Origin of the sequence: Alkalihalobacillus alcalophilus ATCC 27647 = CGMCC 1.3604 (assembly GCF_000292245.2) — a bacterium.
Taxonomy (GTDB): Bacteria; Bacillota; Bacilli; order Bacillales; family Bacillaceae_D; genus Alkalihalobacillus; species Alkalihalobacillus alcalophilus.
Map to the genome: position 1 here is coordinate 12654 of NZ_ALPT02000039.1, position 26348 is coordinate 39001.

Here is a 26348-nt window from a genome sequence, read left to right on the forward strand (position 1 = left end):
GTTTATATTCTCTCCTTAATCGCATCAAACGCTACTTCTCGATCATCAAAATGAATCGTTTTATCAGCAAACTGCTGGTACGTTTCATGTCCTTTTCCTGCGATAACGATAATGTCTCCTTTTTTGGCACTTGCAATTGCCTGTTCAATCGCTTCTTTTCGATCGACAATCACTTGATAGTTTGTATCTTTTAAACTTGAAGTCATATCGATTAAAATTTGTTTTGGATCCTCACTTCTTGGATTATCTGAAGTAAAAATCGCTTCTGTTGCAAATTTAGTAGCAATTTGAGCCATTACCGGTCTTTTTGTACGGTCACGATCACCACCACAACCGACAACTACCTTAATATCGCTTGGTGCTAATTCATTCACGGTTTCTAGGACATTTTTTAAACTATCTGACGTATGAGCATAATCGACAACAACGGTAAAATCTTGTTTTTCCGAAGCTCGCACCGTCTCAAAACGACCAGATATCCCTTTGACAGTTGCCAAAGAACGAACGATTGTCTCAATAGGTAGACCCGAAACATAACTACTTGCGACAGCTGCTAATAAATTATAAACATTAAATTTCCCGATTAAGCTTACATCGATGGCATAGCTTTGATTAAAGATGAATAAATCAAAACTCGTACCTTTTGCACTTAAACGAATATTTTGGGCCGTAATACTAGCTTCATTATCAATCCCATATGTTAAAAGGTTCGCACTCGTCATCTTCATTAGTTTTTTGGAAGCTGGATCATCAGCATTCAAAATAGCAAACTTATTTTCATATGCATTACCTAGCTGAGCAAATAAGAGACCCTTCGCAAAGAGGTAAGCTTCCATCGTTTGATGGTAATCAAGATGATCAGGGGTTAAATTTGTAAAAACAGCAACATTAAAGTCACAGCCATGTACACGGCCATAGTCCAATGCATGAGAAGACACTTCCATAAAAGCAGTCTCTACATTTGCTTCAACCATTTTATGAAACGTTTGTTGAAGTGTAAGAGATTCTGGGGTCGTATTTTTTGTTTTGACAATCTCTTCTCCTACTTTGGCATACATGGTTCCAATTACACCCGTTGTTTTTTTGGCCTCTTTAAAAATATGCTCTAGTATTAATGTTGTCGACGTTTTTCCATTTGTTCCAGTTACCCCGATTAAGTTAAATTTCTTTGTCGGATAATCATAAAAATGATTAGCGATTCTTGCCATCATACGTTTTGTATCACTAACAACAATGACAGGAACATCAAGTGCCAATGGTCTTTCAGCTAGAACAGCAACAGCACCTCGTTCTACAGCACTTTCGGCAAAATCATGTCCATCAACAGTATAACCATTAATACAAATAAATAAAGTATTCGCACTCACTTCCCGATTATCCATTTCCACCTTTTCAATAAGCGGATCCGCTTTTAAATCTATTTCTAAAAAAGGAATTACGTTCATTAGCTCTGATAATTTCATCATTATTAAACACTCCGTTCATCCGATAGCGCCAAGAATCACGGCATAATGATTTATGCCGTGGTTCATGCCACCATTATCGGTTATCCATTCATTTCAAAATAAACACACATAGAACCATTTTAGTCGTTTCCTTCTTGTTTGTCACCCATATAAAGTCGGATTGTTGATCCTGCTTTTACTTTTTCACCTGCTTGTGGTGATTGAGTGACTACATGTGTCCCTTCCCCAGATGCGTCCACTTGCAACTCATAATAAGATTCATGAACTTCTCGACGTGAGCGCCCAATCATATCGGGTACTTCTACAAGCGGTTCATCTGGCCACGTTAATTCCTTTTCAATCTGATTACTACGCTTCTCAACCCCCATTGCTCGTAAGCTATCACCGATAATCGTACCGACAATTGGAGCCGCAACTTGACCACCGTATTGAATCGTATCTTTTGGGTTATCAATCGCCACATAGACGACAATTTGTGGATCGTCTGCTGGCGCAAAACCTATAAAAGAAAGAATATAATTATTTTCAAGATAACGACCATCTTTCGCCTTTTGAGCCGTTCCTGTTTTCCCACCAATTCGGTAACCCTCTACAAATGCATTTTTCCCCGTCCCTTGAGCCACAACGGTTTCAAGTGCATGTCGGACTTGATCCGATGTCTCCTGTGACACCACTTGCCTTTTCATCACTGGTGCTTTACTATCGACAACTTCACCTGTAATAGGGTCAAGCCACTCTTTCGCTAAATACGGTTCATATAAATATCCACCATTAACAGCAGCTGCAACTGCGGCTACTTGTTGAATTGGTGTAACGGCTACACCTTGACCAAAGGCTGTTGTTGCAAGCTCAAGTGGGCCAACATTATCACGATTGAACAAAATCCCTGTTCCTTCTCCTTGGAGATCAATACCTGTTTTTTCCCCAAAACCGAAGTCTTCAATATAATCAAAGAGGCGATCTGTTCCTAAACGTTCTCCTAACACAACAAAACCTGGGTTACATGAATTTTGGACAACTTCCAAAAAGGTTTGCGAACCATGTCCACCTTTTTTCCAACATCTTAAATTACGCCCAGCGACATTTATATAACCTGGGTCATAGAACGTATCCTCTAATAAGTCTACTTCCCCTTCCTCAATGGCGGCTGAAAGGGTGATGATCTTAAATGTGGAACCTGGTTCATACTGCATCCAAACTGGTTTATTTTGATTATAAATTTCTGGTTCAACCTCACGAAATTCTTCAGGATTGTAATGAGGACGACTACTCATCCCTAAAATTTCTCCCGTATTCGGGTTCATCGCTATCGCTATCGCTCCATCAGGATTATACTTTGCCTCCGCAATATCTAGCTCCCTTTCAATAATCGTCTGAACACGACTATCTATCGTCAGTCCTAAATCGAGTCCATCTGATGGAGCCTTATATTCATCCGCATGATTAGGCATTCGATTTCCTTTCGCTGTCGCAAAAAAGGAAACATATCCCCTTTCTCCTTTTAAATAATCATCATAATACGATTCAAGCCCTGTTAATCCTTGATTGTCAATCCCAGCAAACCCTAACACATGGGACAAATAGCTCCCAAATGGATAATGCCTTTTACTATCTTCGGCAATATACACTCCTGGTAATCGCAAATCTCGCACTTCATCTGCTTTATCTTTGTCTATTTTTCGACCTTCTGGACTAACCCGAACAATAGAGGCATTTTTAGTCACCATTTCATAAGCTCTTTGCAAGTCCATATTTAATGTGGCGGCAAGCTTTTCAGCTGTCCCGCTAGGGTCTTTTACTTGCTTTGGTACGACTAATACCGATGGTGAACTAACATTTGTCGCTAGAACGATTCCATTCCGATCAACAATTTCTCCTCTTTTCGCCTCAAATGGAACATCACGACTCCACGAATCTTCCGCTAAATCCGTTAACCAATCACCTAAGACAAATTGAACATAACCTAAACGAAACGCGATCGTTAAAAAAACAGCCAGTCCAATAAAAAAAACAAGGATTAATCTCTTTTTTACTGTTACATTCGAAACCCGCACTAAAGTCAACCCCCCGCATCATTTCTCCTCAAGAAGCAAAAATATAGCTTGTTCTAACCTATGCTCTCTCTTAGAACAGTAGAACAATGCGGGTACTTTATGACTTTAGATTCTAAACTATCTCATTCTAACTAACTCAACTTTCGCAGAGTATGATTGGCTCTTAACCGTTGATAGAGATTGACTTTAGGGCGATACCATACTCAAATTGACTTTACATGAACGGTTCAATCGTTGACAGTCTGAACCCATCTCTTCGCAGGCTGTTGAAGGAAACTGTTCATTAAAATGAAGAGCTTCGGCTGTCGCTACCAAAACCATACTCCGCGTCCTGCGGGAACCTGGCGAGCCTCCTCGGCAAGCCTTGCGGGGTCTCGCTCCACGGTTTATTCCCGCGGGAGTCTCCGTATGGTTTTGTCCGCTAAGTGTAGGGGAGATGCTTGATGATATGTCCATTCTCAATCAGCTATTTCTAACGCAGAAGAACCTTCTTCTTAACTTTGTTGGTTAGGAAAAAAAATAGGTAGCTGTCACCTATTTTTTTCCTAAGTCTGCAGTAATGAAAACACAGGATTCAAATCGAAAAAAGCTCGATCATCTAGCTAACGTACAGAGCATCAACACGGATTTGTTTGCAACTGTAACGGATTTAGTCATTGAAAGAGAAAAATCATTCTCAAGCTACTGTACGTTGAAGTCATGACTGCTTTTTTATTCAATGAGAAAACCGAACCTAGATTCGACTCCAGTATCTAGCGGACAAACAGACACGGAGACTCCCGCAGGAATAAACCGTCCAATGAGACCCCGCAAGCGTGCTGAGGAGGCTCATGAGGTTCCTGCAGGACGCGGAGTGTCTGTTTGGGAGCGACCGCCGAAGAGCAGTACATTGTCTATTTTTTCTTAATGCACAGTTTATCCGTTTGGTGTGATAGTACGTTCTCGCTTTTCAAACGTGTCAAGAGCATTTGTTTAAGAGCTTCTATTCGCTCTGCCAACTAGTTGAACGGATTTTCTCGATGCGAAAGTTGAGTAACTAACTATCTTCACCTGACGATTCTTCTGTTTCTTCTAGCTCTTGTTCATTTTCTAATTCTTGTTCGACACTCTCATCATTTTTTTGTTTTAACTCAATCGTTATATAATCACCTGGTTTCACGGCACCCCCTGCCTCCGTATCTTGTGAGACAACATATCCGTATCCAAATAAATTAGGCGTTATTTCAAGCACATCAGCAAGACGTAACACATCGCGACTTGACCAGCCAAACATATCAGGTATTGAATAGGAATCTGAATCCGTCCGTAAAAAGACTTTTTCGCCTGCTAATAACCCTATTCCAGCTGCCGGCTCTTGAGAAATGACATTTTTGCCATCTCCTAAAACGACCACATCCAACTGTTCATTACTTAAAACTTCTTTCGCCTTTTTAACTGTTTCACCATTAAAATCATCTAGACGATAACCTTGCTCGGTCTCTTTTGCTATATCCTCTACAGTTGGAGCAATATTTAAATATTGTAATCCTTGTTTCATAATGGTTGTAAAAATCTTTCGTGATGGTTCAGACCCTGTTTCCATCTCAGAAATGTTTGGCCTTTCGACAGCCACATAAACGAGAAGACTTGGGTCATCTTTAGGAGCCATCCCTAAAAACGAGAAAATATTTTCACCGTGTCCTTGGATATATCCCGGACCAGCGGGATTTGGAATTTGAGCTGTTCCTGTTTTTCCGACGACATCAAAACCTTCTAAATAATACGGCCTCCCAGTTCCCATTGACTCGGTTACAGCCCCTTCTAACAAACCTAACATTTTTTCAGACGTTTCTTCGGATATTGGTTCCCCGACTACTTCAGGCTCATTCTTAACGACGATCTCGTTTGTGTTCGGATCCTCAATCCGGTCAATGACATACGGCTTCATCATTTGACCACCGTTTGCAATAGCCGTTGCCGCTTGAATTTGTTGAATCGGTGTGACCGCTGTCCCTTGACCAAAGGCCGTTGTCGCTACATCCATCTGGCTACCTCGAGCGATTAAGCTATTCACTTCATTTGGTAAATCAATTCCCGTTGGCTCAGTGAATCCAAATTTCTCCCAATAGTCATATAGCTTTTCTGCCCCTAAGTCTTCTAATGCTAGTTTCGCCATCGCCACGTTGGATGAACGATAAAAACCTTCTTCATACGTAATTTGTCCCCAACCTCGACCATAGTTATGATCTCGTACTGGATCAGGGCCTACTTGCATCGTACCTGATTGATATTGTTTATTTCGATCATAAACACCTTCTTCAATCGCAGCAGCCACCGTAAAAATTTTCATAGTGGAACCTGGCTCAAAGTGGTCTGAAACGGCATAATTCATATAATTCGTAATCGATTCATAGCGATTAGGGTTAAAGCTCGGGCGATTACTCATCGCTAGGATTTGACCTGTTTTAGGATCAGCAACAATCGCGATCATTCGCTCAGGCTCATACTCCTCATCAACCTCAGTCATTATTTGTTCTAACGCCGTTTGGATATTGGAATCAAGTGTCAAATAGACATTATGACCATTTTCAGCTGGTGAAATCATTTCCTCTTGATTCAATAACGGGATTCGCTTCGTGTCTGCTTGATAAGTAATACGACCATCCGTCCCTTGAAGATATTCATCCAAACTACGCTCCAAACCCATTCTTGACTCGGTCATATTTCTTTCTGTATAACCGATCACATGGGATGCATATGTTTGTTTAGGATAGTACCGCCTCGGTTCACTTGAAAAAAAGATACCATCAAGTTCTAATTCATTAATTTCGACCATTTGTTCATACGTTAAGTTCCTCGCTCCTGAACCTAACTCAACCTGGAACTTACCTTCCTGTGATAAAAGCCTCGTTAAATTATCAACCTCTTGATTTATGTAAGGAGCTAATGCCTCTGCTGTTGCACTTGGATCTTTTACATATTCTCTTTGCTCTGTATTTAGTACGGCATAAACATTATATGACATTACTTCTTCAGCAATAATTCCACCACTTCTGTCATATATCGTCCCCCGTTGTCCCTTTAAATCAATGGAGCGACTCCAACGCTCCTCTGCTAGTGTATCTAGCTCATGCCCACTTACTTCCTTTGTGACTTGAATAAAAGCAATTCGTCCAACAAAAATAGCAAAAACGGTAAAGAAGATTACCATCAGAACGACTGCCCGAACATTTGTTACAGCTCTTTTAATTTCCATATACTCACTCCTATCCGCTAACAAAACAAGAAAAAAATCGCTTTTTTCTTGTCGATTGGCCATCCCTTCTGTTCGATTGTGTAAAAAAAACTAGTTCAATGAATTGAACTAGTTTTGAGGTTGAACAGCCTTTACTTGATCCCCTTGGAAGGTCATACCCATTTCTTTAGCTTTCTCGATGATACGTTCAGGGTTACTATATTCATCCACTTGCAAGCTCAATCCAGCATTTATCTCCGTTTGATTGGACACTTGTTGTTGCAAACCTTGAATTTCTGTATTCGTCTTATATAACTCCACATAATTATTGACGATAAATGCAGCCACTAAAAAAACAGCGGCAGCCATCAATGCAATTATTACTCGTTCACCTTTTGTAACTGTATGTCGAACATGTCTAATGACTTTCTTTTTTCGTTGTGGTTGTAATGGCTCTTGTTGATGTTGGATGTTACGTGCAACCATACTCATATATTCCCCTCCTCATTTTCACTGTTTTTCAGCAACTCTTAATTTCGCTGATCTTGAGCGATTATTATCGATTAGTTCTTCTTCACTTGGAACAATCGGCTTTCTCGTGACTAATTTTAACGGTGCTTCAAAACCTTCAGGAATAATTGGTAGTCCTGGTGGTAAATCGGGACCTTTACTTTTTTCTTTAAACACTTCTTTACACAAACGGTCTTCTAAAGAGTGGAATGTAATGACAGCAACTCTTCCACCCTTGTTCAAAAGTTCAATCGAATCTTCTAAAGCATCTTCAAAAGCACCTAATTCATCATTAACCGCAATTCGAATCGCTTGGAACGTTCGTTTTGCAGGGTGCCCCCCTGTTCTTCTTGCCGGAGCAGGGATCGCATCTTTAATAATGTCAACAAGCTCTCCTGTTGTTTCGATCTCCTTTTTGGCACGATATGCTTCTATCTTTCTTGCAATTTGTTTGGCGAATTTTTCTTCACCATAACGAGTAATGATTTTCGCTAATTGACCAAACTCCCACTCATTAACAACTTCAAAAGCACTTAATGGAGCCGATTGATCCATACGCATGTCCAATCTTGCATCTTGATGGTAACTAAACCCGCGTGTTGCATCGTCCAATTGTGGGGAGGAGACACCTAAATCAAAGAGAATCCCATCCACTTTCGTAATGCCACGCTCGTTTAGTTCTTCTTTTATGTACCGGAAGTTGGATTTAATTAACGTAAATCTACCTTTATAGTCTTTAAACTTATCTTCCACAAAAGCAAGGGCCTCGTCGTCTTGATCAAAGGCGTATAAATGACCATCTTCATTTAGCTGTTGAACGATGAGCTCTGAATGCCCACCTCGACCAAGCGTACAATCTACATAGACGCCATCCGGTCTTATATTTAAACTATCTACTGATTCTTTTAATAATACAGTTACGTGGGTGAACATTTTATTACCTCTCTCTGCTTGTCTTCAAGCATCCACTTAAAGATCAAAATCAATAATATTCTCAGCAATCTCACTAAAGGAATCCTCTGATTCGGCAAAATACTCTTCCCAATTTTCCTTTGCCCATACCTCGACACGATTGGAAACACCGATGACAACACATTCCTTTTCGAGCTGAGCATAATCTCGCAAAGGTACAGCAATGTTTATTCTTCCCTGTTTATCAATTTCACATTCGGTAGCCCCTGAAAAGAAAAATCGGGTGAATGCTCGTGCATCTTTTTTAGTAAAAGGGAGTGCTTTTAGAGATTGCTCTAACTTTTCCCATTCTTGTAGGGGATAGACAAATAAACAGCGGTCTAAACCTCTGGTTACAACAAAGGACGCACCGAGACTGTCTCGGAATTTGGCCGGTATAATCATACGTCCTTTTTCATCGATGTTATGGCGATACTCCCCCATAAACATAATCGATTCATCTCCCCCCACTTTGTAACTCTAATCTACCACATCCCTCCACTTTGTACCACTATTTAATCAATTAAACACCACAAAAAAAAATCCTGCTCTTATACAGGATTTTTCGTTCTCTTTCTTTTGACAGTGAAATCATACTTTTTTTTACAGGAAAACAAGCTTATGTTTGCCATCCACGGTCATATTGAGTTCGATTAATCGACATAATCCAGCCCTTCCGACTAGATTTAGTAAAATTATCGGATGAATGACGCGCTCTTGTGGTCGATTTAACGGATATAACCACAAATTTGTTTCATCAAACTTAGACAAAACATAAGAATGTTTTTTCATCAAATGATTTCGCATTCTTTTTTCTACAAATTCTATTTCACGATTTAAAATATCTAAATTTTTATCTGCTAGCTTGCCAATCGTGTAATCAATTTGACCAGCCAATTGACGTAATGGGGCATGCTCTTTTTCAATCGCTGCCTTTACATTTGCAACCATTTCAGATATTGGAACCTCTTCACAGTTATCAAGCCATTGTTCTCGTAACTTAGCCCCTTCTCCATTCACAAACGCTTCGACTGAATAGGATTGTTCTTTTAACCACTTTTCCGTCATTTTTGGTACAACAGTCACCGTTAAACGCGGCATGACAGGTGGCATTTTTAAATCAAATAATTCAAAGCTACGGCGTAGTGTCGCCCAATATTTAATCTCACCCGGTCCTGACACAAAAGCGAGCACTGGTAGTAAGACTTCCTGCATAAGTGGACGGGTCACGACATTATTACTAAACGCTTGTGGCGTTTCCTGAATTTTATTTAATAACTGTTCCTTCGTATAACTTTGACCATGATCCCTGACATAAAAAAGTCCATTTACATAGTCGAGACGACAACGCTTGCCTTCATAATCAAGGAATAAATGAGCATTTTCTTTTTCCGTCTCAATCGGATAACCGAAACCTGCCCGAGCAAATTCTTCCGCTCCATTTTGTTGGGCAATTTGCAGCTCATCAACTTTCTGCACTAATTCGGCAAAAAAGCCAGCTTCAATTTGGCGAATTTCCGGTGCATGCGAATCCAACAAGACAAGCCCATAATCTTGAAATAGCCAGCTCATTAACTTCGCAAAAAAATCAACATACGTTTTTGAGCCTTCAGCATAATGGTTAACTACTGCTGTAAGCTCTTTTGTATACTCCGTTTCAGGAAGCTCCGCGAAGATACCATCCAGCCAATTCGATAATTGTTGCTGATTTAAAATCGTTTCAGAGGCTGATTTTTGCTCTTGATCTGAATCTAATAAAACCTTTTTCCAACGTTCTTTCTTTTGTTGAAAAACAAATCGAATTTCATCTAAATCATGATCTTCACCTGCAATCCAAAAAACAGGAATTACCGGTACGCCAAGCCTTTCCTCTTGTTCCTTCGCAAGTATAATCGTTGTGAGCGCCTTATAAAAGGTATACATTGGACCTGTTAATAACCCTGCCTGCTGACCACCAACGACAACGACTGCTTCCTTATTTCTTAACTTATGTATATTTGCTAATGCCTTTTCAGGACATTCTAAGCGCTTATGAAAAGCCGTTAAATAAGCACAAAGTTTCTCCCTTTCGTAACTTCGCTCATTCAAATCTGCTAGTCTTCTTTCAAATTGTTGCTTATCATTCATGGCATAGTGAAAAAAACTTTGTACGGTTGGAGCACCTACCATATAGTCCTTTAAAAAGCCAGTCTCCATTGAATGGCTCAAATCCTTAACTTCCATTCTTCATTGACGTCCCTTCTTCTTGAAGTAGCATTTTCCAATTATAACTATCATCAATCGACTGATTCTCTATGTTGTTATTCCTTGAGTATTTTCGATTCTAATCAGATCACTTATGTCCATATAGTAGCAAAGAGAACTCATTCCACCAAATTATCTGCTCGAAGACGTTCCATTATTTAACCAATTTGAAAAACTCGACTAATTAAACCATATCCACTTAGAAGAATGTAGAGCAAGAAAAAAATAAGAAAGTTCATTCTTAATATACCTCTAAACAACTTAGATACGACTAAATCACCCGAAACCCTCCAATGAATCCAAGTAACTATCATCGCAATCATAATAACTGTTAAACATATAAACCAAAAAAAAGAACGTGACCAAATCTCAAACGATATAAAATAAACGGAAATTATAAACCAAATCGCTGAAAAATCAGAAGCAAGGCGAATTGCTCTTTTTTTATTTTTGATCCGTTTTACTGTGAAGATATAAATAACATACCAAGCTAGAATAGGTAAAGTTGCAAATGTTGCAAACACCCAAGAAAAAGCCGTTGTCATTGGCCAGCCCCCCTAAAAGATTGTTGTTCAATACCTTTTATCGCTTCGTATAAGAAAAACAGTGATGGCACGGATTGGCTTTGTTCGTTAGCTTTACGAATCACATAGCCGACAATAGCTTCCAATTCTGTTTTTTGACCTTTTGCTCGATCCCGAAGCATCGAAGACTCGTTTTCTTTTGTTGCCTGACAAACTTCAATTACCTTTTCTAACCCTTGCTTACCATTCATCCCTAAAACTTGAACAGTCTCTCTAACAATTTCACTCATTAGCTTATAATAAGAATCATTCGTTAGCAATGCCCCATTTTTCACTTGTAACAAAGCTGTCAAAGGGTTAATCGCAACATTCACGAGTAATTTTGTCTGAAGCATCTTTTGCCAATCCTTTTTATGATAAAAGGGAAAGTTCACATCTTCACTCTTTGAAAAGAAGTTTGGGAGGACGGAATCTTCCTTGCTCCCTTGAAAGATGGACCAATTAATCCTTCCGACACCTGTATGGGAGACTAGATTATCCTCCAACCTCATCGCTCCATGCTCTACAACCGCTAATCCTATCTCTTCATGATTAAATAACGATAAGCATTCAATATGGGACATCCCATTTTGCACAAATAAAACAGCCTTCGCTTGGATACTTCCAGACAAACGATCTAAAACCTGTTTTAAATGATAGGATTTGACCGCAAAAATAACACAATCTGTTCGTATCGTCTCTATCTCCTTTACCGCAACAGCTTCTATGCGATATTTTTCGACTGTACCTTGATTTGTTTTAAATATTAGACCTTTTTCATTCAAAATTTGAGCTTGCGATTCTCTATTTGTGATTAACGTTACCTTATGACCTACTTTGGAACTAAATGCCGCTATTAATAGTCCTATCGATCCTGCCCCTACAATTGTCACATTCATTATGATCGTCCCTTGCTATTTTCTATTCTGTTTTATTTATTAATTATAAAGTTCTATCTATTTAATGAGAAGCCTTTTTCTACATCGATTTCAATAAAAAAATGATTCTTACTCAACTTTCGCAGCGTATGATTGACCATTAACCGTTGATAGAGATTGACTTTAGGGCGATACCATACTCAAATTGACTTTACATGAACGGTTCAATTGTTGACAGTCTGAACACATCTCTTCGTAGGCTGTTGAAGGAAACTGTGCAGTAAAATTAAGAGCTTCGGCTGTCGCTCCCAAAACCATACTCCGCGTCCTGCGGGAACCTGGCGAGCCTCCTCGGCAAGCCTTGCGGGGTCTCGCTCCACGGTTTATTCCCGCGGGAGTCTCCGTATGGTTTTGTCCGCTAAGTGTAGGGGAGATGCTTGATGATATAGCCATTCTCAATCAGCTATTTCTAACGCAGAAGAACCTTCTTCTTACCTTTGTTGGTTATGGAACTAAATAGGTAGTTGCCACCTGTTTTCCCTAAGTCTGCAGGAATGAAAACATATGATTCAAATCGCAACAAGCTCGATCATCTAGCTAACGTACAGAGCATCAACAATGATTGGTTTACAATGGTAACGGAATTAGTCATGGAAGGAGAAAAATCATTCTCAAGCTCATGTACTTTGAAGGAATGACTGTTTTTTTATTCAATGAGAGAACCGAACCTAGATTCAATTCCATTATCTAGCGGACAAACAGACACGGAGACTCCCGCAGGAATAAACCGTCCAATGAGACCCCGCAAGCGTGAAACGCTGAGGAGGCTCATGAGGTTCTCGGCAAGGAGCGGAGTGTCTGTTTGGGAGCGACCGCCGGAGGGCATTGTACATTGTCTATTTTTTCTTACTGCGCAATTTATCCGTTTGGTGTGATAGTGCGTTCTCGCTTTTCAAACGTGTCAAGGGCATTTGTTTAAGAGCTTCCCTTTCGCTCTGTCAACTAGTTGAACCGATTTTCTCGCTGCGAAAGTTGAGTTATTATGTATGATAAACCGAATTTTCGTAACTTTTATTGTAGAAGAAAGAGAAATCAATAGCATGAAGTTTGATTTTTTAGTAAACTATATGTAAGCTTTATCATTTTAAGGGAGGCTATTTGTATGGCTAGTCATGAAGTTACAAGATTATTAATTAATTACAAAACCATTGAAGAATTCAAAAACTTCCGTGAGTTCGGTGCCGCTGAACTATACATGAAAGAAGATTTGGAACAGAACATTATTGAAAATGATAGTGAGTCGCCGTTTTATGGCATCTACTTTGGCAAGAAACTAGTAGCACGAATGAGTTTATACCGTATCGAACAAAAATTCGATCGTTATTTCGAGCCTGCACAAGACTATTTAGAACTTTGGAAATTAGAAGTACTCGAAACTTATCGCGGTAAAGGATACGGTAAAGCACTTGTTGATTTTGCTAAATCATTTAATTTACCAATTAAAACGAACGGCCGTGTAAATTCGAGCGATTTTTGGGAGTCAATGGGCTTTGAAGCTGTTACATATAACCCAGCACGTGATCGTGGTGAAAATCCATTTGTTTGGTATCCAGAAGGCGTTCACGAGCAACCTGTCCTAACTGAAGAATAACATACAATCACAAAGGAAACTTTATCTTTTAAATGTATTAAAGAGACTGAGACAAAACCCTCCTCTGATATGAAAAGCCGGTGACATTTTAACCTAGTAAAATGTCACCGGCTTTCATTATATTTATCGGACCCGAAGTGGCTGGCGATGGATAGCGTTCTTCTCACCGTTCCCGAAAATCATGCTCCGCGTCCTGTGGGGTGGCACCAAACTCTTTGTTCATTTTAGTTATTATTTAAACTGCCTGACTGACGACTTTTCAGCGCTTATTCAACTGTGCGATTATAAACGTCAATAGCTCTATTTGTCCCTTCTACAGCTTGATCAATAGCCGTTTTAGGATCTGTGCCTTGCAGCATACCTTCTAATGCCGAAACAACTTGTTGGCGAGCCTCTGGAAACACACCCATTAAAGCTCCTTGTGTTGCTGTTGAAGATATTGTCTCTTGTAATTGTTCGATAGGAACACGAAGCTGTGGATACATTTCATGTTCTTTTTCTACAATTTCTTCCTCGTAAGCTAATGGATTTATCGCAAAATAACCTGTATCAATATGCCACTCTGCTTGAACCTCTGGAGTTTGTAAATATTTTAAGAAGTCAAAAGCGGCCGCTTGCTCTACTTCTTCGATTCCATTTGCCATCCAAATAGAGGCTCCCCCTATAATAACACCATTTCTTTCCACTTCATCTGCATGAGGAATAAAGGTAACTCCTACTTCAAAATCAGCATTATCAATTACACCTTTTGTTCCTGCTGAAGAATCTAAATACATAGCCACTTGACCTGCTTGAAATGCCGCTCTCAAGTCGTCCCAATTTTGACCAAAATAACCAAAGTCACCAGCTTGATTCATCTCATGAATCCATTCAAAAACTTTTAAACCTTCTTCCCCATTAAAAAGGGCTTCCGTTGCATTATCAGATCTTCCATTATCCATATCAACATAATGACCACCTTGTGTAGCAACTAATTGTTCAAAAAACCAACCATTCCCTAAAATCGAGAAACCGTAACGACCGTCATCCGTCAATTTCTCAGCAGCTTCTTTGATTTCTGCAAATGTACTTGGAGGATTTTCCGTATCTAAACCTACCTCTTCAAACATATCTTTATTATAGAATAAAGCTGGTGTGGATGAATTAAAAGGCATAGAATAGAGCTTATCATCAACTGAATAATAGCTTAGAATATTTTCCTCTAACTGAGTGATATCATAACCTTCTTTGTCAATCCAATCTTGAACTGGTGTTATATATCCACTCTCAATCATATACTTTGTACCGATTTCAAAAACTTGAACTAAGGCTGGTGCATCACCTGTTCCACCTACACTACGGAATTTCGTTAACAGCTCTTCATAGGATCCTTGATACTCGGGTTGAATATAGACTTGATCTTGTGATTCATTATATCCATCAACAACCTCATCAAGTGCTTCACCAAGCTCCCCTCCCATTCCATGCCAAAACTCAATCGTTACTATATCTTCTTCTGTAAAAGCCGGTTCCACTTCTTCAGCCGTCTGTTCTACTTCTGGTTGTTCATCTGAACCACACGCCACTAATAAACTTCCAACAAAAATAAACATCCCATCCAAACCAATTTAAACTTCATTATCTTCTCTCCCTTATTATTTAATAGCACCTTCAGTTAACCCCTTTTGTAATTGTTTTTGTCCAATAAATAATAGACATAATGTCGGAATAATTACGATGACAACTCCTGCCATAACCACCCCCCATTCTGTAGCAACTTCTACTGTTTGCAATTGTTTTAATCCGATCTGAACCGTACGCTTGGAATCATTTGTTGTCACAAGCAAAGGCCATAAGTACATATTCCACGTTGTCAAAAAGCTGTAAATCCCTAAAGTAACTAAACTCGTTTTGGAATAAGGCAGAACCACTTTGTAAAAAAATTGAAAATGATTAAGTCCTTCCACCTGAGCCGCTTCATATAATTCATTCGGAATGGTTTTAAAATGCTGTCGAAGCAAAAAGGTACCAAATGCAAGGGCAAAAAACGGAACTGTTAAACTAAGATAAGAATTCAACCAGCCGAGACTTTGTATCGTGAGGAAATTCGGGATCATTGCCGCTTCCCAAGGGATCATTAAGGTTGAAATAAACAATAAAAAAATCGCATTTCGTCCTTTAAATGGAATAAAAGCAAAAACAAAAGCAGCCATTGAACAAACAATTAGTTGTCCAACCATTACCGAAGTCGAAACGATAAAACTATTCATTAAATATTGAACTAATGGGACCGACTGAAACACCTTTATATAATTTTCGATATGCAAACCACTTGGAATAAGGGTTCTACTAAGTACTTCCGCCCCTGTCATAAAACTGACAAGGAAAGCGTAAATAATCGGAAAGAAAATGATAAGAGCACTTAAACTCAACAAACTGTATAATAAAATCGATTTCATTCGTATCATTGATAATGCACCTTTCTTTCCCCGATTTTAAACTGGAACAATGTCAACACAAGAACAATAGCAAATAAAATAACAGCTTGTGCACTTGCTATTCCAAATTGATAATTTATAAATGCTTCTTGATAAATAGAATAAACAATTAAATTGGTAGACTCAGCTGGTCCACCTTTCGTTAAAATATCAACCTGTCCAAATGATTGAAATGAGTTTATAAATGTAATCGTCACGATAAAAAATAACGTCGGGGAAAGCATCGGTATCGTCACTTTAAACAACTGATAGAAATATCCAGCCCCATCAATTCTTGCACTTTCATATAAATTTCTATCAATATTTTGTAGCCCTCCTAATAAAATTAAAAACGAAAAACCAGTATTCATCCAAACAGTTGTTATCGCAATCGATATTAAAGCCCAACCCGGATCTAATAACCAAGAGACCGGATTAAGATTAAAAAAAGCAAGAAAATGATTTAAAGTCCCCACAGTTGGATGAAATAAAAACAACCAAATAACAGAAGAAGCCGCTACAGACATTCCTAAAGTTGAAGAAAATAATGTTCTAAAAAAACCAATTCCCCGCAATTTTTCATTAGCAATTAACGCTAAAAATAAGGCTAAAACGACACCACTAGGGACCGTATAAAGAACAAAAAGAAAAGTAGAAACCATACTTTTTTGAAAGCGGCTTAATTCAAATAAGTAAAGATAATTTTCTAAACCAACAAATAAGGCCGCATTCCCTTGTGGGTCTGTCAGAAAGAAACTTAAATAAATCGTTTTAATCATTGGATAAAAGAGAAACACAGAAAATAATAACAGTGAAGGTAATAAATAAAGCATCGCTATTCGTACATTTCTCGTCCTGTCTCTTAATGATCTTTTTTTCCTTTTTAAATGACTCTCATTAATTTTCTCTAAAACTGACTGTTCTGGTGAACTCAAAGAGCTTGTACCTCCTTATGGAAAGGTGATACATTTTGGGGTGATTGAATAACTTGTCCACTTTCACCATCAAATAGGTGGATATTTTCAATAGAAGCATAAACTTTCAATTCCTGATTAGATTCTAGAGGCCATTGCCCTGACCACTTAGCTTTCCATGTTTCATTTTCAAATGTAAACAAAATTACACTTTCATTCCCTAATACTTCGCTATTAACAACCTTCGCATGAATAACTAAATCACTGGCATTCTCTCGTTCAAATAAGATATGTTCAGGTCTTAATCCAACCTTCACAGACGAACCCATTTTCAAATGACTTAAAGAAGGAATAACTATACTACCCTCTTTATTAACTAACACTTCTCCTTTTTCATTGACCGTTCCATTTATAAGATTCATAGGAGGGGCACCAATAAAAGTTGCTACAAACTCATTGGCTGGCTGATTGTATACTTCTAATGGCGTTCCAATCTGCTGTACTTCTCCATTTTTTAACACCATTATTCGGTCCCCCATTGTCATTGCTTCTACTTGGTCATGAGTCACATAAATCATCGTTGTTCCTAATTTACGTTGCAGTTGCCTAATTTCGTACCTCATTTGGCCTCTTAATTTTGCATCTAAGTTGGAAAGAGGTTCATCCATTAAACAGATGGGCATCTGACTTACAACCGTACGCGCCAATGCGACACGCTGTCTTTGCCCCCCTGACAATTCTCTTGGTTTTCTATGTAAGTAATCGGTAAGACCAAGTAGTTCTGCTGCCTCTAAACAGCGTTTTTTTCTTTCTTCTTTTTTACTTTTTTCACCTTCAAGCCAAATAAGATGTTTTCCTCTACACTTAAGTGTGGATAAAGTGCGTAGTTCTGAAAAACCATTGACAACCCTCGTTTACTCGGCTGAAGTTGATTAGCTTCATTCCCATCAAAAAGTAATGTTCCTACTGATATCTCTTCTAATCCAGCTATCATTCTTAGAAGAGTACTTTTCCCGCAACCAGATGGACCAACTAATATAAAAAACTCCCCTTCTTGAATTTCTACATTTACATCTTTTACAGCAAATGATTGCTCATCATATGATTTACATATATTCTGTAGTTCGATTTTTTTCATAACTCCACCTTCTCCTCTAAATTGTTCGAATACTAAGTCATAACTCATATAGTTAGTTAATAGCTTTGTGTTAAAGGCATCATTCACAAGCTTAAATGTACCAATCATTTATTAAGTTATAACAGGTGAAATATTAAAAATTTTTTAACTATGTAAAGAATCTACTCTTTAGCTAAATGTTGTAAAACTTCTTAAAGCTCTTAATCAAACTTTTCAAGAAATGGAGTGCTTTGAATAGTAAATAAAAAAAAGGAAATACTCATTTACTAGAACAAAGTCTATCTTTACTAGTTAATGCATAAGAATAGAGCAATGAGTGAAAAAGGAGGGATTAGATGACGACAATACGTCAGGATGCTTGGAGTACAGATGAAGATTTAATTTTGGCAGAAGTGGTTCTGCGCCATATACGTGAAGGAAGTACTCAACTAGCCGCTTTTGAAGAAGTCGGTCAACGCTTATCAAGAACAAGTGCAGCATGTGGATTTAGATGGAATTCATCTATTCGAAAAAAATATGAATCAGCCATCCACTTAGCCAAAAAGCAACGAACAAAATTAAAAGGGATTCATTCAGTGGAAGAGCAGGCAAATGAACAGCTCAGTGAAAAAGCAAATGAACAAGCAAGTGAAAAAACAATCGCTAAAGCTCAAAATGTACGTGTATTTGCCTCAAAACAAGAACAAATCAATCAGAGTGAGCTTTTAGAACAAAAAAATACAGAAGTGAGTCATAAAGAGAAAACTTCTGAGCTTACGATGGAAAAAGTTCTTTCTTTTTTAAGTAACTACACGAAAGAAAGAACAGAAAATGTTGAATATAAAAAGTTACTGGAGGAAAATCAAAGGTTACGAGAGCGACTTGTCAAGGTAGAGGAAGAAAAACGTGTTATGAAAGACGACTATCGCTCCTTATTAGCGATTATGGATAGGGCAAGAAAACTCTCTTTATAAAATAATTATTTACACATAAAAAACAAGCTATAAACAGATTCTTCTGCTCATAGCTTGTTTTTAAGTATTATTTACTTACTACTTCTTGGCCTTTATATGAACCACACTCTTTACAAACACGGTGAGCTAATTTAAGCTCTCCACACTCAGAGCATTTTACCATACCAGGTACCGCTAATTTGTAGTGAGTACGACGCTTATTTTTACGAGTCTTAGACGTTCTTCTGAAAGGTACTGCCATCATTCCCACCTCCTTACAGGTTTTCGGTTTGCAATCAAGACTATTCTTAGTTGCATGTATGAAAGGAAGCCGACTTTACATTATCGGTGCTTCGATTTTCTTACTTCTTGTCAAAAAACTTTGCTAAATCTGCCAGTCTCGGATCAATCCGATTTTTCACATCTTCTTCTGATACTACTTCCCAATCCTTACCTTCTGAAGGCGCTTTTGGCTCTTCGACTTCTTCCGCAAAAATTTGCATTGGTATCTCAAGCAAAATCTGCTCCATTAAATAAGGTTCAAGATCAATTTGACTTCCCTCAATCGCATGAATTTCTTCATCTTCATCGTCCTCAGCTTGGGTCCAACCTTCTCCTTGCTGAAATTGCTCTTTCACATTTAAATCAATTGGTAACAAAACATCGACTAATGTTCGAGAACAAGGGAGTGTTAATGTCGTTGTCATCCGAAACGTAAAAGTAATCATATCTCTTACATAATCGATTTTTCCAACAATCCGTACTGGTTCAATTGCTCGAATTTCTCCATCACGTTCTTTAATTGCTGATAAATCAATCGTTTCATCAAATTGAAGCGGTTTATGCTTAGCCGCCTGTAGCTGTTGTAATGACCAAATCATTTCATATCACCTCTAAGGCAACAAAAGTAATTATAAATCTCGCCATTTTTTTTGTCAACCTTTTTTCTTTACAGTCTATCCATTATAATGAATGGAACATATATTGTTTCAAACATTAGATTTTATTGTAGCATGTTTAAAATCACACGTAAAGCAACGGTTTTACTCCTCTTTTGTAGAGAGGATATTGAAAAATCTGAATAAAACGGAGGAACACTTGTGAAAACAGTTGGTTTAGTCGTTGAATACAATCCATTTCATAACGGACATCTTTATCACTTAACAAAATCAAAAGAACAGACAAAGGCAGATGTTGTCATCGCGGTCATGAGTGGTTCATTTTTACAAAGAGGTGAACCGGCTTTAGTCTCCAAATGGCAACGAACAAACATGGCACTTGCTGGAGGGGTGGACATCCTTGTCGAACTTCCTTATTATTACTCCGTTCAAAAAGCACAAACCTTTGCTGAAGGGGCGATTCGAATTTTAAATACGTTATCTGTTGATACCGTTTGTTTCGGAAGTGAATCAGGAGACATCACCTCCTTTTATGAACTTCATGAATTTATGACCACTCATAAAGAAGAGTGGGATAACGAAGTAAAAAAAGAAATGTCAAAGGGCTTAAGTTATCCAAAGGCAGCATCGAATGCTTTTACTACCTTAACAAATGAATCGAAACCATTGCTCTCCTTAGCAGAACCAAACAATATATTAGGCTTTCATTATGTCGAAGCCCTACATAAATGGAGTAAAACGATGCGTGCCGAAACGATTTTACGAACGAAGGCTCAATACCATGATGAAGAGATACAGGATACTCAAATAGCTAGTGCCACAAGTATACGAAAAGCGTTATTTGAGCACGAATCTTTTGACCAAATTAGAACTGTCTTACCACAAACAAGTTATGAACAATTATTAACATACGGGAAGGAATTCCATGTATTTCATGATTGGGAAGCGTATTTTCCTTTATTACAGTATCAAGTCCTCTCTTCAAGTGTAGCTAAATTAGAACAAATTTATGAGTGTGAGGAAGGGTTAGAATACCGCTTAAAAGAAACGATCAAACGCGCAAGTAGTTTTAAAGAATGGATGCATTTATTGAAAACAAAACGGTACACTTGGAGCCGCCTACAACGATTAGCAACCCATGTGCTCACCCAAACAACGAAAACAGAAATGAGTCAATTATTAAAAGACGGCCCGCTCCCTTATATTCGTTTACTGGGAATGTCGCAAAAAGGACAAGCTTATTTAAGCTCGATTAAAAAAGACCTTGACACGCCTCTTATCAGTCGTTTAGCCGAAGCAAAAGGTTTTGCCGCAACCCATGATGAGCGTATATCAAACGTTTATAAAATGGCCTTACCTCCAGAAATAAGAGCTCAATCTCTTTATGATGAATACAAACAGATTCCAATCCGGGGTCATTAAAGAAAGAAACAAAAAGACTGCCTCCATCAGATGGTTTTCTTGACCTGATGGGACAGTCTTTTAAATTGTGTCATCGTTTATCTTAAAAATGTTACTTTCCTTCTAATTGTTCAAGGAATTCTAAAGCATCATCTATCGTATCTATCGGCACTACGACAACATTCGCATCAATATCTTCTGCTGCCTCTAATGCTTGTGCATAATTAGAATCGGTACGTCCTTCTTCTGATGGAGCAAAGAAATAGTCAGCACCAGCTTTTTCTGCTGCTACAAGCTTTTGGGCCGCTCCACCAATCCGACCAACGGTTCCACTTTCACTAATGCTTCCTGTTCCCGCAATATGATAGCCCTTTGTAAGGTCTTCTTCACTTAATTGATTCATAATTTCTAAAGAAAACATGAGCCCAGCAGAAGGTCCACCTATTTGCTCTGTATCCATTTTGATGTCAGGATCAAACGTGACTTCGCGTGCTGTCACAGGATTTGCAATTCCAATTCCAACCCGTTCTTCCTCACCTTCTTGTAAATATTGTTCTGGAAACTTTGAAAACCCTACCTCATACGTTTCTTCTACATCATTGCGTATTAAGGTAAACGTTACAATATCCTCTTCCCCTTTACCTTCTAATAATGAAAATAAATCCTCAACATGTCGTACGGTTTGTCCATCGATTTCAATAATTCGGTCACCAATTTCTAATTTTTCTTCGGCCGGCATTTCTTCAATTAATTGAGTAATAATCGCCCCTTGATAATCATACTGGACATCTTTTCCCGCTTTTTCATAAGCTATGATCGTTGCTGCCTGCTGGGAATTATTCATGAGCATAATTTGCCGATGATGATATTCGCGATCGGATTCACCTTCATACCTTATCGTCTCATCAGGATGTAACACCCTATAAGGGCTTAAATAAGACCACAGATAAAGAAATGTATTGGCCCGCCCCATTTGAATCGTCGTTAACATAAACGTTCCAACATCCTCATTAGCGGTAGCTTCCTCCGCCCCTTCCAGCTCGATATACTGTGATAAAATCTCTGCAGACCCTGGTTCTGAATAATAATAAGGTAGTTGATAAAAATATAAAGCACAAAATAAAACAATCAAAATGATATATCGCTTTTTAAAAAATGAATTTTTTTCACTCAACGTTGTGTTCCTCCCAATTATCAATCACTTCTTTTAAACTTTTTATTTTTTCAGTTGCGGCTATCACACCTGCTTCAATAATTGCATCAACATCTTTAAAAATGAGTCCATTCGTTTGTTTGACCATCGGATTAATCATAAAAGCTTGTTCTAGCTGTTGATGTTTGCTAATCTCTCTTCCCATCATATCAATCGTTAATAAAATCACATCATAAATAGAAGTCGCTTTTTGTTCGCTTTTATAGGAAGAAACATCGATACCAATAATAATATCGGCCCCCATCTCTTTGACAACTGAAGTCGGGACACGCTCCAAAACACCACCATCGACAAGAACCTGTTCATTTTTAGTTACGGGAACAAAAATCCCTGGGATTGATATACTTGCTCGAACCGCATCTGCTATATCCCCATCTTGAAAGACAACCTTTTTCCCTGAAATTAAATCTGCGGCCACAATGGAGACTGGAATCGGAAGCTCTTCTAACCTTTTTCCTTTCGCTAAAATACGAATTAATTTCACAACTTTATCTCCCTTAATAAACCCTAACTTAGGGACGATGTAATCAACATAATATTGTCGCCGAAAAAACTTCGCGAACTTTTCCATCGACTCTGGCGTTTGACCAACCCCATACAGTCCAGCGACCAAAGCACCCATACTACTCCCTGCGACTACATCAATTGGAATATTATGTTGTTCTAAAACTTTTAATACCCCTATATGGGCAAAACCCCTCACACCACCTGCACCAAATGCAACTCCGATTGTAGGACGTTGTTTTCCCATCAATATCCAACTCCTATCATACGATTTCCACGATTCTTTTTCAATCATATGGTCTAATCCAATGAAGTAGACGTATATTTAAATGTATCGGGTGAGACTAGCTCTTTGCCTTTTATTTATTCATATGAGCCGATTCTTGTCTTATGTTTATGTTACTTTACCCTTTTTAATTTTGAAATGGAGCAAAGGAGGCTTATCTTTTGAGTGCAAAAAAAACCAAAACTCTCCTGCTCGCTAGCATCGCTATATTTTTAGCTATATCACTTATGCTGTTTCCTAAAGAATCATTAGAAGCATCAGTAAGAGGGATGAATATATGGTGGAATGTCGTCTTCCCTTCTTTATTACCTTTTTTTATCGTTTCCGAATTATTAATTAGCTTTGGGGTTGTTACCCTTATCGGGACACTACTTGAACCATTAATGCGACCACTCTTTCGCGTTCCAGGGGTTGGTGGTTTCGTTTGGGCTATGGGCTTGGCATCAGGAAATCCAGCAGGAGCCAAATTAACTGCTAGGCTTCGTCTGGAAAATAAATTAACACAAATAGAGGCAGAGCGGCTCGTTTCGTTTACAAGCTCATCCAATCCGCTTTTTATTTTCGGAGCGGTCGCGGTCGGCTTTTTCCACAATCCTGCTTTAGGAATTTTATTAGCATGTGCCCATTACGGAGCTAACCTCTTTGTCGGGCTCATTATGAGATTTTATATGGAAAAGGAAAACCGACAAGCTCAGAAGGAATTAGAATTAACTCGACAAGACGATAAAAGTGGCCCTAAATGGTTAACGGTTTTATATGAGGAGCATCAAAAGGATGGTCGCTCCTTAGGAAAAGTACTTGGTGATGCCGTCCAATCCTCGGTTCAAACGTTGTTAATCGTAGGTGGCTTTATTATTTTATTTTCCGTCATAAATAAAGTTTTAACCCTTGTTCATTTCGTCGATTTAGTCGGATATGTCATCGGCCTTCTATTAGTCATGCTCCATTTACCAGTTGAACTAGGTCAGCCCATTATTTCAGGTTTATTTGAGATGACTCTTGGAGCACAACGCGTCAGCGAAACGACACAATCCAACTTGCTGCAACAAGTCATTGCCGTCAGCTTTCTGTTAGGCTTTAGCGGCTTTTCCATTCAAGCTCAAGTAGCTAGCCTTTTAGCTGAAACCGATATTCGTTTTAAACCTTTTATCATTGGACGGGTTTTACAAGGTTTATTTGCTGCAGGATTAGTCATCGTTTTATTTCAACCACTTTATATTGAGCGCAAACCAATTGTTTTTTTCGAAACGGTCATCCCGGTCTTTAATCAAATTGACAAAGTCCAAACCACTTGGGGACAATTTCTACAAATAAGCCCCTATATCACCCTAACAATGCTCATTATCGCGACTTTTATATGGACATACCGTCAACTGAATAAGTCCACCAAAAAAAGCTATCGCTGAAGTTCCGAAAGAACCCGATAACGATAGCTTTTTTATTTTTTAAAATGATAGAGCCTTTCTTATTCACAGTTTAAATGCCCTTCGAAAACTTTTCCTTTAAGGCAATCGCGACATTTTCTGGCACAAGATCACTCACATCAGAGTGATACCTTGCTGCTTCCTTCACAATGCTTGAACTTAAATAAGAGTAATGATTATTTGTCATCATAAAAAATGTTTCTACTTCTGGTCCTAGTTTTTTATTAATTGAGGCTACTTGCATTTCATATTCAAAATCAGAAACCGCCCTAAGTCCACGGATAATTGTTTGAGCCTTTTTTTCTTGGACATAATCAATTAATAAACCACCAAACGAGTCCACCTCAACATTATCTAGCTCCTTTGTTGCTTCACGTAAAAGCTCAAGCCTTTCCTCTACTGTAAAAAGAGGTTGTTTGTTTTGGTTATTTAAAACAGCCACGATGACACGATCAAAAACTTTCGCTCCACGTGTAATAATATCTAAATGACCTAAAGTAACCGGATCAAAACTCCCAGGGCAAACAGCTATTTTTTTCAAATGATTCACCTCCACACATTATTTGTTTTCAAAATGATAAATCGTTATACGGGTATCCCCGTAGGTTTCCTGTCTTAAAACGCTTAAGTTTCCGATTCTTTCTTGTAAAGGATGATCTTTTCCATGTTCTACAACGATAAGTCCATCATCAGCTAACAAACGAAAATCGGAAATAATTGCGATTTCACTGGCAATTTTCTCTTTTGCATAAGGCGGATCTAAAAAAATGAGTTGAAAACGTAACTCCCGTTTAATTAAAGCCTTGAGTGCTCGTCCTGCATCGTTTCGATACGTTTCCGTTTGCTCAAGCAATTGACATCGTTCTAAGTTTGCTTTAATTGTTGCAATCGCTTTTTTATCTTGGTCCACAATAATCATTTTTTCGAGCCCGCGGCTTAAGGCCTCAATCGATAGACCACCACTTCCACCGTATAAATCTAAGCCTATTCCACCATTAAAATAAGGACCAATTATATTAAAGATTGCTTCTTTTACTTTATCTGTCGTTGGTCTTGTCGATTGACCTGGAACCGCTTTTAAAGTAATTCCCTTTTTTGTACCTGATATAACCCTCATTTTTCCCCCTACTTTCCATTCAAACCATCCTCCTTATTTTAGCATAGGTTTTATCGGCTTATCCAAATTTCCCTTAAGACATTCATCCACAAAAAATAGTCCTTTAATAAACATGTATAAATGAATCAATCTTGGTCATAATGAAACTAGCAGCATTAATTGAATGTTGCTACAACCGCGGAGAAGACTTACGTTTCCCCATAAGTTCTTCCTCCGGTTTCTCCTCTCCCATAGCCTGATACATACGGAATGTATGTGAATAGGCACCTCGTAGGGACTGCTTACGAGGTTTTTTTTGCGTTTAAATGGAATCTTCTTTTCCTATATACCGATTTGCGTTAAACTTACTCATAGAAGAGATAGATTTAATCTAGCTGCGCCTGTTAGAAGCTCGAGAAAAATCGCCCATCTGAGTGAAGACAAAAAGCGTCTTCATCAGCTGTTCTTATTTTTTCTCGCTTCTGAGCGAACAGGCTCCGCTTTTTATTTAATCTAGCTGCGCCTGTTAGAAGCTCGAGAAAAAATCGACCCAT

23 protein-coding genes and 1 pseudogene are annotated in these 26348 nt (G+C 38.4%); 4 read left to right on the forward strand and 20 right to left on the reverse strand.

From position 1 onward, the window contains the following. Positions 1-2: 2 nt before the first annotated feature. The 10 genes from BALCAV_RS11830 to BALCAV_RS11870 form a co-directional block, all read right to left on the reverse strand. Positions 3-1466: a UDP-N-acetylmuramoyl-L-alanyl-D-glutamate--2,6-diaminopimelate ligase gene (locus BALCAV_RS11830; protein ID WP_003321921.1), complete on the reverse strand. Its 1464-nt coding sequence runs from the start codon at positions 1464-1466 to the stop codon at positions 3-5. Between the two features lie 119 nt (positions 1467-1585). Continuing rightward, on the reverse strand, positions 1586-3520 hold the full coding sequence (locus BALCAV_RS11835) for a stage V sporulation protein D (protein ID WP_003321918.1): 1935 nt from the start codon (positions 3518-3520) through the stop codon (positions 1586-1588). A 186-nt stretch (positions 3521-3706) separates the two neighbouring features. Beyond that, positions 3707-3841 (reverse strand): hypothetical protein, encoded by a 135-nt coding sequence (locus tag BALCAV_RS23105; RefSeq protein WP_268746807.1) that lies wholly within the window; start codon positions 3839-3841, stop codon positions 3707-3709. A 715-nt stretch (positions 3842-4556) separates the two neighbouring features. Beyond that, a complete protein-coding gene (locus tag BALCAV_RS11840) occupies positions 4557-6755 on the reverse strand; it encodes a penicillin-binding protein (protein WP_040323941.1) in 2199 nt (732 codons plus the stop codon). A 108-nt stretch (positions 6756-6863) separates the two neighbouring features. Further along, entirely contained in the window at positions 6864-7226 is a 363-nt protein-coding gene (ftsL, locus tag BALCAV_RS11845; protein ID WP_003324271.1) for a cell division protein FtsL, read from the reverse strand. A gap of 18 nt (positions 7227-7244) precedes the next feature. After that, positions 7245-8177 carry a 16S rRNA (cytosine(1402)-N(4))-methyltransferase RsmH gene (gene rsmH / locus BALCAV_RS11850; protein WP_003324270.1) on the reverse strand — a complete coding sequence of 311 codons (933 nt, stop codon included), beginning with the start codon at positions 8175-8177 and terminating at the stop codon, positions 7245-7247. A 36-nt stretch (positions 8178-8213) separates the two neighbouring features. Continuing rightward, positions 8214-8645 carry a division/cell wall cluster transcriptional repressor MraZ gene (gene mraZ / locus BALCAV_RS11855; RefSeq protein ID WP_003324269.1) on the reverse strand — a complete coding sequence of 144 codons (432 nt, stop codon included), beginning with the start codon at positions 8643-8645 and terminating at the stop codon, positions 8214-8216. A 153-nt stretch (positions 8646-8798) separates the two neighbouring features. Next, positions 8799-10418, reverse strand: a complete 1620-nt coding sequence (bshC, locus tag BALCAV_RS11860) for a bacillithiol biosynthesis cysteine-adding enzyme BshC (RefSeq protein WP_003324267.1) — start codon at positions 10416-10418, stop codon at positions 8799-8801. Between the two features lie 179 nt (positions 10419-10597). Then, positions 10598-10984 carry a DUF3397 domain-containing protein gene (locus tag BALCAV_RS11865; protein WP_003324266.1) on the reverse strand — a complete coding sequence of 129 codons (387 nt, stop codon included), beginning with the start codon at positions 10982-10984 and terminating at the stop codon, positions 10598-10600. Then, positions 10981-11901, reverse strand: a complete 921-nt coding sequence (locus tag BALCAV_RS11870; RefSeq protein ID WP_003324265.1) for a 2-dehydropantoate 2-reductase — start codon at positions 11899-11901, stop codon at positions 10981-10983. Before BALCAV_RS11870 ends, BALCAV_RS11865 begins: the two co-directional genes overlap by 4 nt. Positions 11902-13042: 1141 nt before the next feature. On the opposite strand from BALCAV_RS11870, the gene BALCAV_RS11875 reads away from it, so the two are divergent. Continuing rightward, positions 13043-13531 (forward strand): N-acetyltransferase, encoded by a 489-nt coding sequence (locus BALCAV_RS11875; RefSeq protein ID WP_003324812.1) that lies wholly within the window; start codon positions 13043-13045, stop codon positions 13529-13531. Positions 13532-13797: 266 nt separating this feature from the next. On the opposite strand, the gene BALCAV_RS11880 is transcribed toward BALCAV_RS11875, so the two are convergent. The 4 genes and pseudogenes from BALCAV_RS11880 to BALCAV_RS11895 form a co-directional block, all read right to left on the reverse strand. Then, on the reverse strand, positions 13798-15123 hold the full coding sequence (locus tag BALCAV_RS11880) for an ABC transporter substrate-binding protein (protein ID WP_040323943.1): 1326 nt from the start codon (positions 15121-15123) through the stop codon (positions 13798-13800). Positions 15124-15165: 42 nt separating this feature from the next. Continuing rightward, a complete protein-coding gene (locus BALCAV_RS11885; protein WP_003321710.1) occupies positions 15166-15978 on the reverse strand; it encodes a carbohydrate ABC transporter permease in 813 nt (270 codons plus the stop codon). After that, positions 15975-16889, reverse strand: coding sequence for a carbohydrate ABC transporter permease (locus BALCAV_RS11890; protein ID WP_040323944.1), 915 nt, complete (start codon positions 16887-16889; stop codon positions 15975-15977). Before BALCAV_RS11890 ends, BALCAV_RS11885 begins: the two co-directional genes overlap by 4 nt. A gap of 29 nt (positions 16890-16918) precedes the next feature. After that, positions 16919-18039 (reverse strand): annotated as a pseudogene (locus BALCAV_RS11895) (ABC transporter ATP-binding protein). Between the two features lie 335 nt (positions 18040-18374). On the opposite strand from BALCAV_RS11895, the gene BALCAV_RS11900 reads away from it, so the two are divergent. Further along, positions 18375-18992: an RsfA family transcriptional regulator gene (locus BALCAV_RS11900; RefSeq protein ID WP_003321706.1), complete on the forward strand. Its 618-nt coding sequence runs from the start codon at positions 18375-18377 to the stop codon at positions 18990-18992. 67 nt (positions 18993-19059) lie between these two features. Here BALCAV_RS11900 and rpmF read toward each other — a convergent pair whose 3' ends face one another. Beyond that, the gene (gene rpmF / locus BALCAV_RS11905; RefSeq protein WP_003321705.1) at positions 19060-19233 is read right to left on the reverse strand and encodes a 50S ribosomal protein L32; all 174 of its coding nucleotides are present in this window, start codon (positions 19231-19233) and stop codon (positions 19060-19062) included. Between the two features lie 100 nt (positions 19234-19333). Next, positions 19334-19852, reverse strand: a complete 519-nt coding sequence (locus BALCAV_RS11910) for a YceD family protein (RefSeq protein WP_003321704.1) — start codon at positions 19850-19852, stop codon at positions 19334-19336. Between the two features lie 219 nt (positions 19853-20071). Here BALCAV_RS11910 and BALCAV_RS11915 point away from each other — a divergent pair, with 219 nt between their 5' ends. After that, positions 20072-21292, forward strand: coding sequence for a nucleotidyltransferase (locus BALCAV_RS11915; protein ID WP_003321703.1), 1221 nt, complete (start codon positions 20072-20074; stop codon positions 21290-21292). Between the two features lie 91 nt (positions 21293-21383). On the opposite strand, the gene BALCAV_RS11920 is transcribed toward BALCAV_RS11915, so the two are convergent. Both BALCAV_RS11920 and BALCAV_RS11925 read right to left on the reverse strand, forming a co-directional pair. Further along, positions 21384-22445, reverse strand: a complete 1062-nt coding sequence (locus BALCAV_RS11920) for a YlbL family protein (protein WP_003321702.1) — start codon at positions 22443-22445, stop codon at positions 21384-21386. Further along, entirely contained in the window at positions 22438-23235 is a 798-nt protein-coding gene (locus tag BALCAV_RS11925; RefSeq protein ID WP_003321700.1) for a patatin-like phospholipase family protein, read from the reverse strand. Before BALCAV_RS11925 ends, BALCAV_RS11920 begins: the two co-directional genes overlap by 8 nt. A gap of 200 nt (positions 23236-23435) precedes the next feature. Here BALCAV_RS11925 and ylbJ point away from each other — a divergent pair, with 200 nt between their 5' ends. After that, the gene (ylbJ, locus tag BALCAV_RS11930; protein WP_003321699.1) at positions 23436-24680 is read left to right on the forward strand and encodes a sporulation integral membrane protein YlbJ; all 1245 of its coding nucleotides are present in this window, start codon (positions 23436-23438) and stop codon (positions 24678-24680) included. Positions 24681-24750: 70 nt separating this feature from the next. Here ylbJ and coaD read toward each other — a convergent pair whose 3' ends face one another. After that, entirely contained in the window at positions 24751-25239 is a 489-nt protein-coding gene (gene coaD, locus BALCAV_RS11935) for a pantetheine-phosphate adenylyltransferase (protein ID WP_003321698.1), read from the reverse strand. An 18-nt stretch (positions 25240-25257) separates the two neighbouring features. Then, positions 25258-25815, reverse strand: a complete 558-nt coding sequence (rsmD, locus tag BALCAV_RS11940; protein ID WP_003321697.1) for a 16S rRNA (guanine(966)-N(2))-methyltransferase RsmD — start codon at positions 25813-25815, stop codon at positions 25258-25260. Positions 25816-26348: the final 533 nt, after the last annotated feature.

What these genes read in the sequence shown, in the direction of transcription:
- BALCAV_RS11840 (WP_040323941.1), bottom strand. Translation starts at nt 6,755, where the DNA reads ATGGAAATTAAAAGAGCTGTAACAAATGTTCGGGCAGTCGTTCTGATG.
- BALCAV_RS11830 (WP_003321921.1), bottom strand. Translation starts at nt 1,466, where the DNA reads ATGATGAAATTATCAGAGCTAATGAACGTAATTCCTTTTTTAGAAATA.
- BALCAV_RS23105 (WP_268746807.1), bottom strand. Translation starts at nt 3,841, where the DNA reads ATGGTTTTGGTAGCGACAGCCGAAGCTCTTCATTTTAATGAACAGTTT.
- ftsL (WP_003324271.1), bottom strand. Translation starts at nt 7,226, where the DNA reads ATGAGTATGGTTGCACGTAACATCCAACATCAACAAGAGCCATTACAA.
- rsmH (WP_003324270.1), bottom strand. Translation starts at nt 8,177, where the DNA reads ATGTTCACCCACGTAACTGTATTATTAAAAGAATCAGTAGATAGTTTA.
- BALCAV_RS11875 (WP_003324812.1), top strand. Translation starts at nt 13,043, where the DNA reads ATGGCTAGTCATGAAGTTACAAGATTATTAATTAATTACAAAACCATT.
- BALCAV_RS11925 (WP_003321700.1), bottom strand. Translation starts at nt 23,235, where the DNA reads ATGGGAAAACAACGTCCTACAATCGGAGTTGCATTTGGTGCAGGTGGT.
- BALCAV_RS11880 (WP_040323943.1), bottom strand. Translation starts at nt 15,123, where the DNA reads ATGTTTATTTTTGTTGGAAGTTTATTAGTGGCGTGTGGTTCAGATGAA.
- BALCAV_RS11870 (WP_003324265.1), bottom strand. Translation starts at nt 11,901, where the DNA reads ATGAATGTGACAATTGTAGGGGCAGGATCGATAGGACTATTAATAGCG.
- rsmD (WP_003321697.1), bottom strand. Translation starts at nt 25,815, where the DNA reads ATGAGGGTTATATCAGGTACAAAAAAGGGAATTACTTTAAAAGCGGTT.
- bshC (WP_003324267.1), bottom strand. Translation starts at nt 10,418, where the DNA reads ATGGAAGTTAAGGATTTGAGCCATTCAATGGAGACTGGCTTTTTAAAG.
- BALCAV_RS11865 (WP_003324266.1), bottom strand. Translation starts at nt 10,984, where the DNA reads ATGACAACGGCTTTTTCTTGGGTGTTTGCAACATTTGCAACTTTACCT.
- BALCAV_RS11910 (WP_003321704.1), bottom strand. Translation starts at nt 19,852, where the DNA reads ATGATTTGGTCATTACAACAGCTACAGGCGGCTAAGCATAAACCGCTT.
- BALCAV_RS11885 (WP_003321710.1), bottom strand. Translation starts at nt 15,978, where the DNA reads ATGATACGAATGAAATCGATTTTATTATACAGTTTGTTGAGTTTAAGT.
- BALCAV_RS11900 (WP_003321706.1), top strand. Translation starts at nt 18,375, where the DNA reads ATGACGACAATACGTCAGGATGCTTGGAGTACAGATGAAGATTTAATT.
- mraZ (WP_003324269.1), bottom strand. Translation starts at nt 8,645, where the DNA reads ATGTTTATGGGGGAGTATCGCCATAACATCGATGAAAAAGGACGTATG.
- rpmF (WP_003321705.1), bottom strand. Translation starts at nt 19,233, where the DNA reads ATGGCAGTACCTTTCAGAAGAACGTCTAAGACTCGTAAAAATAAGCGT.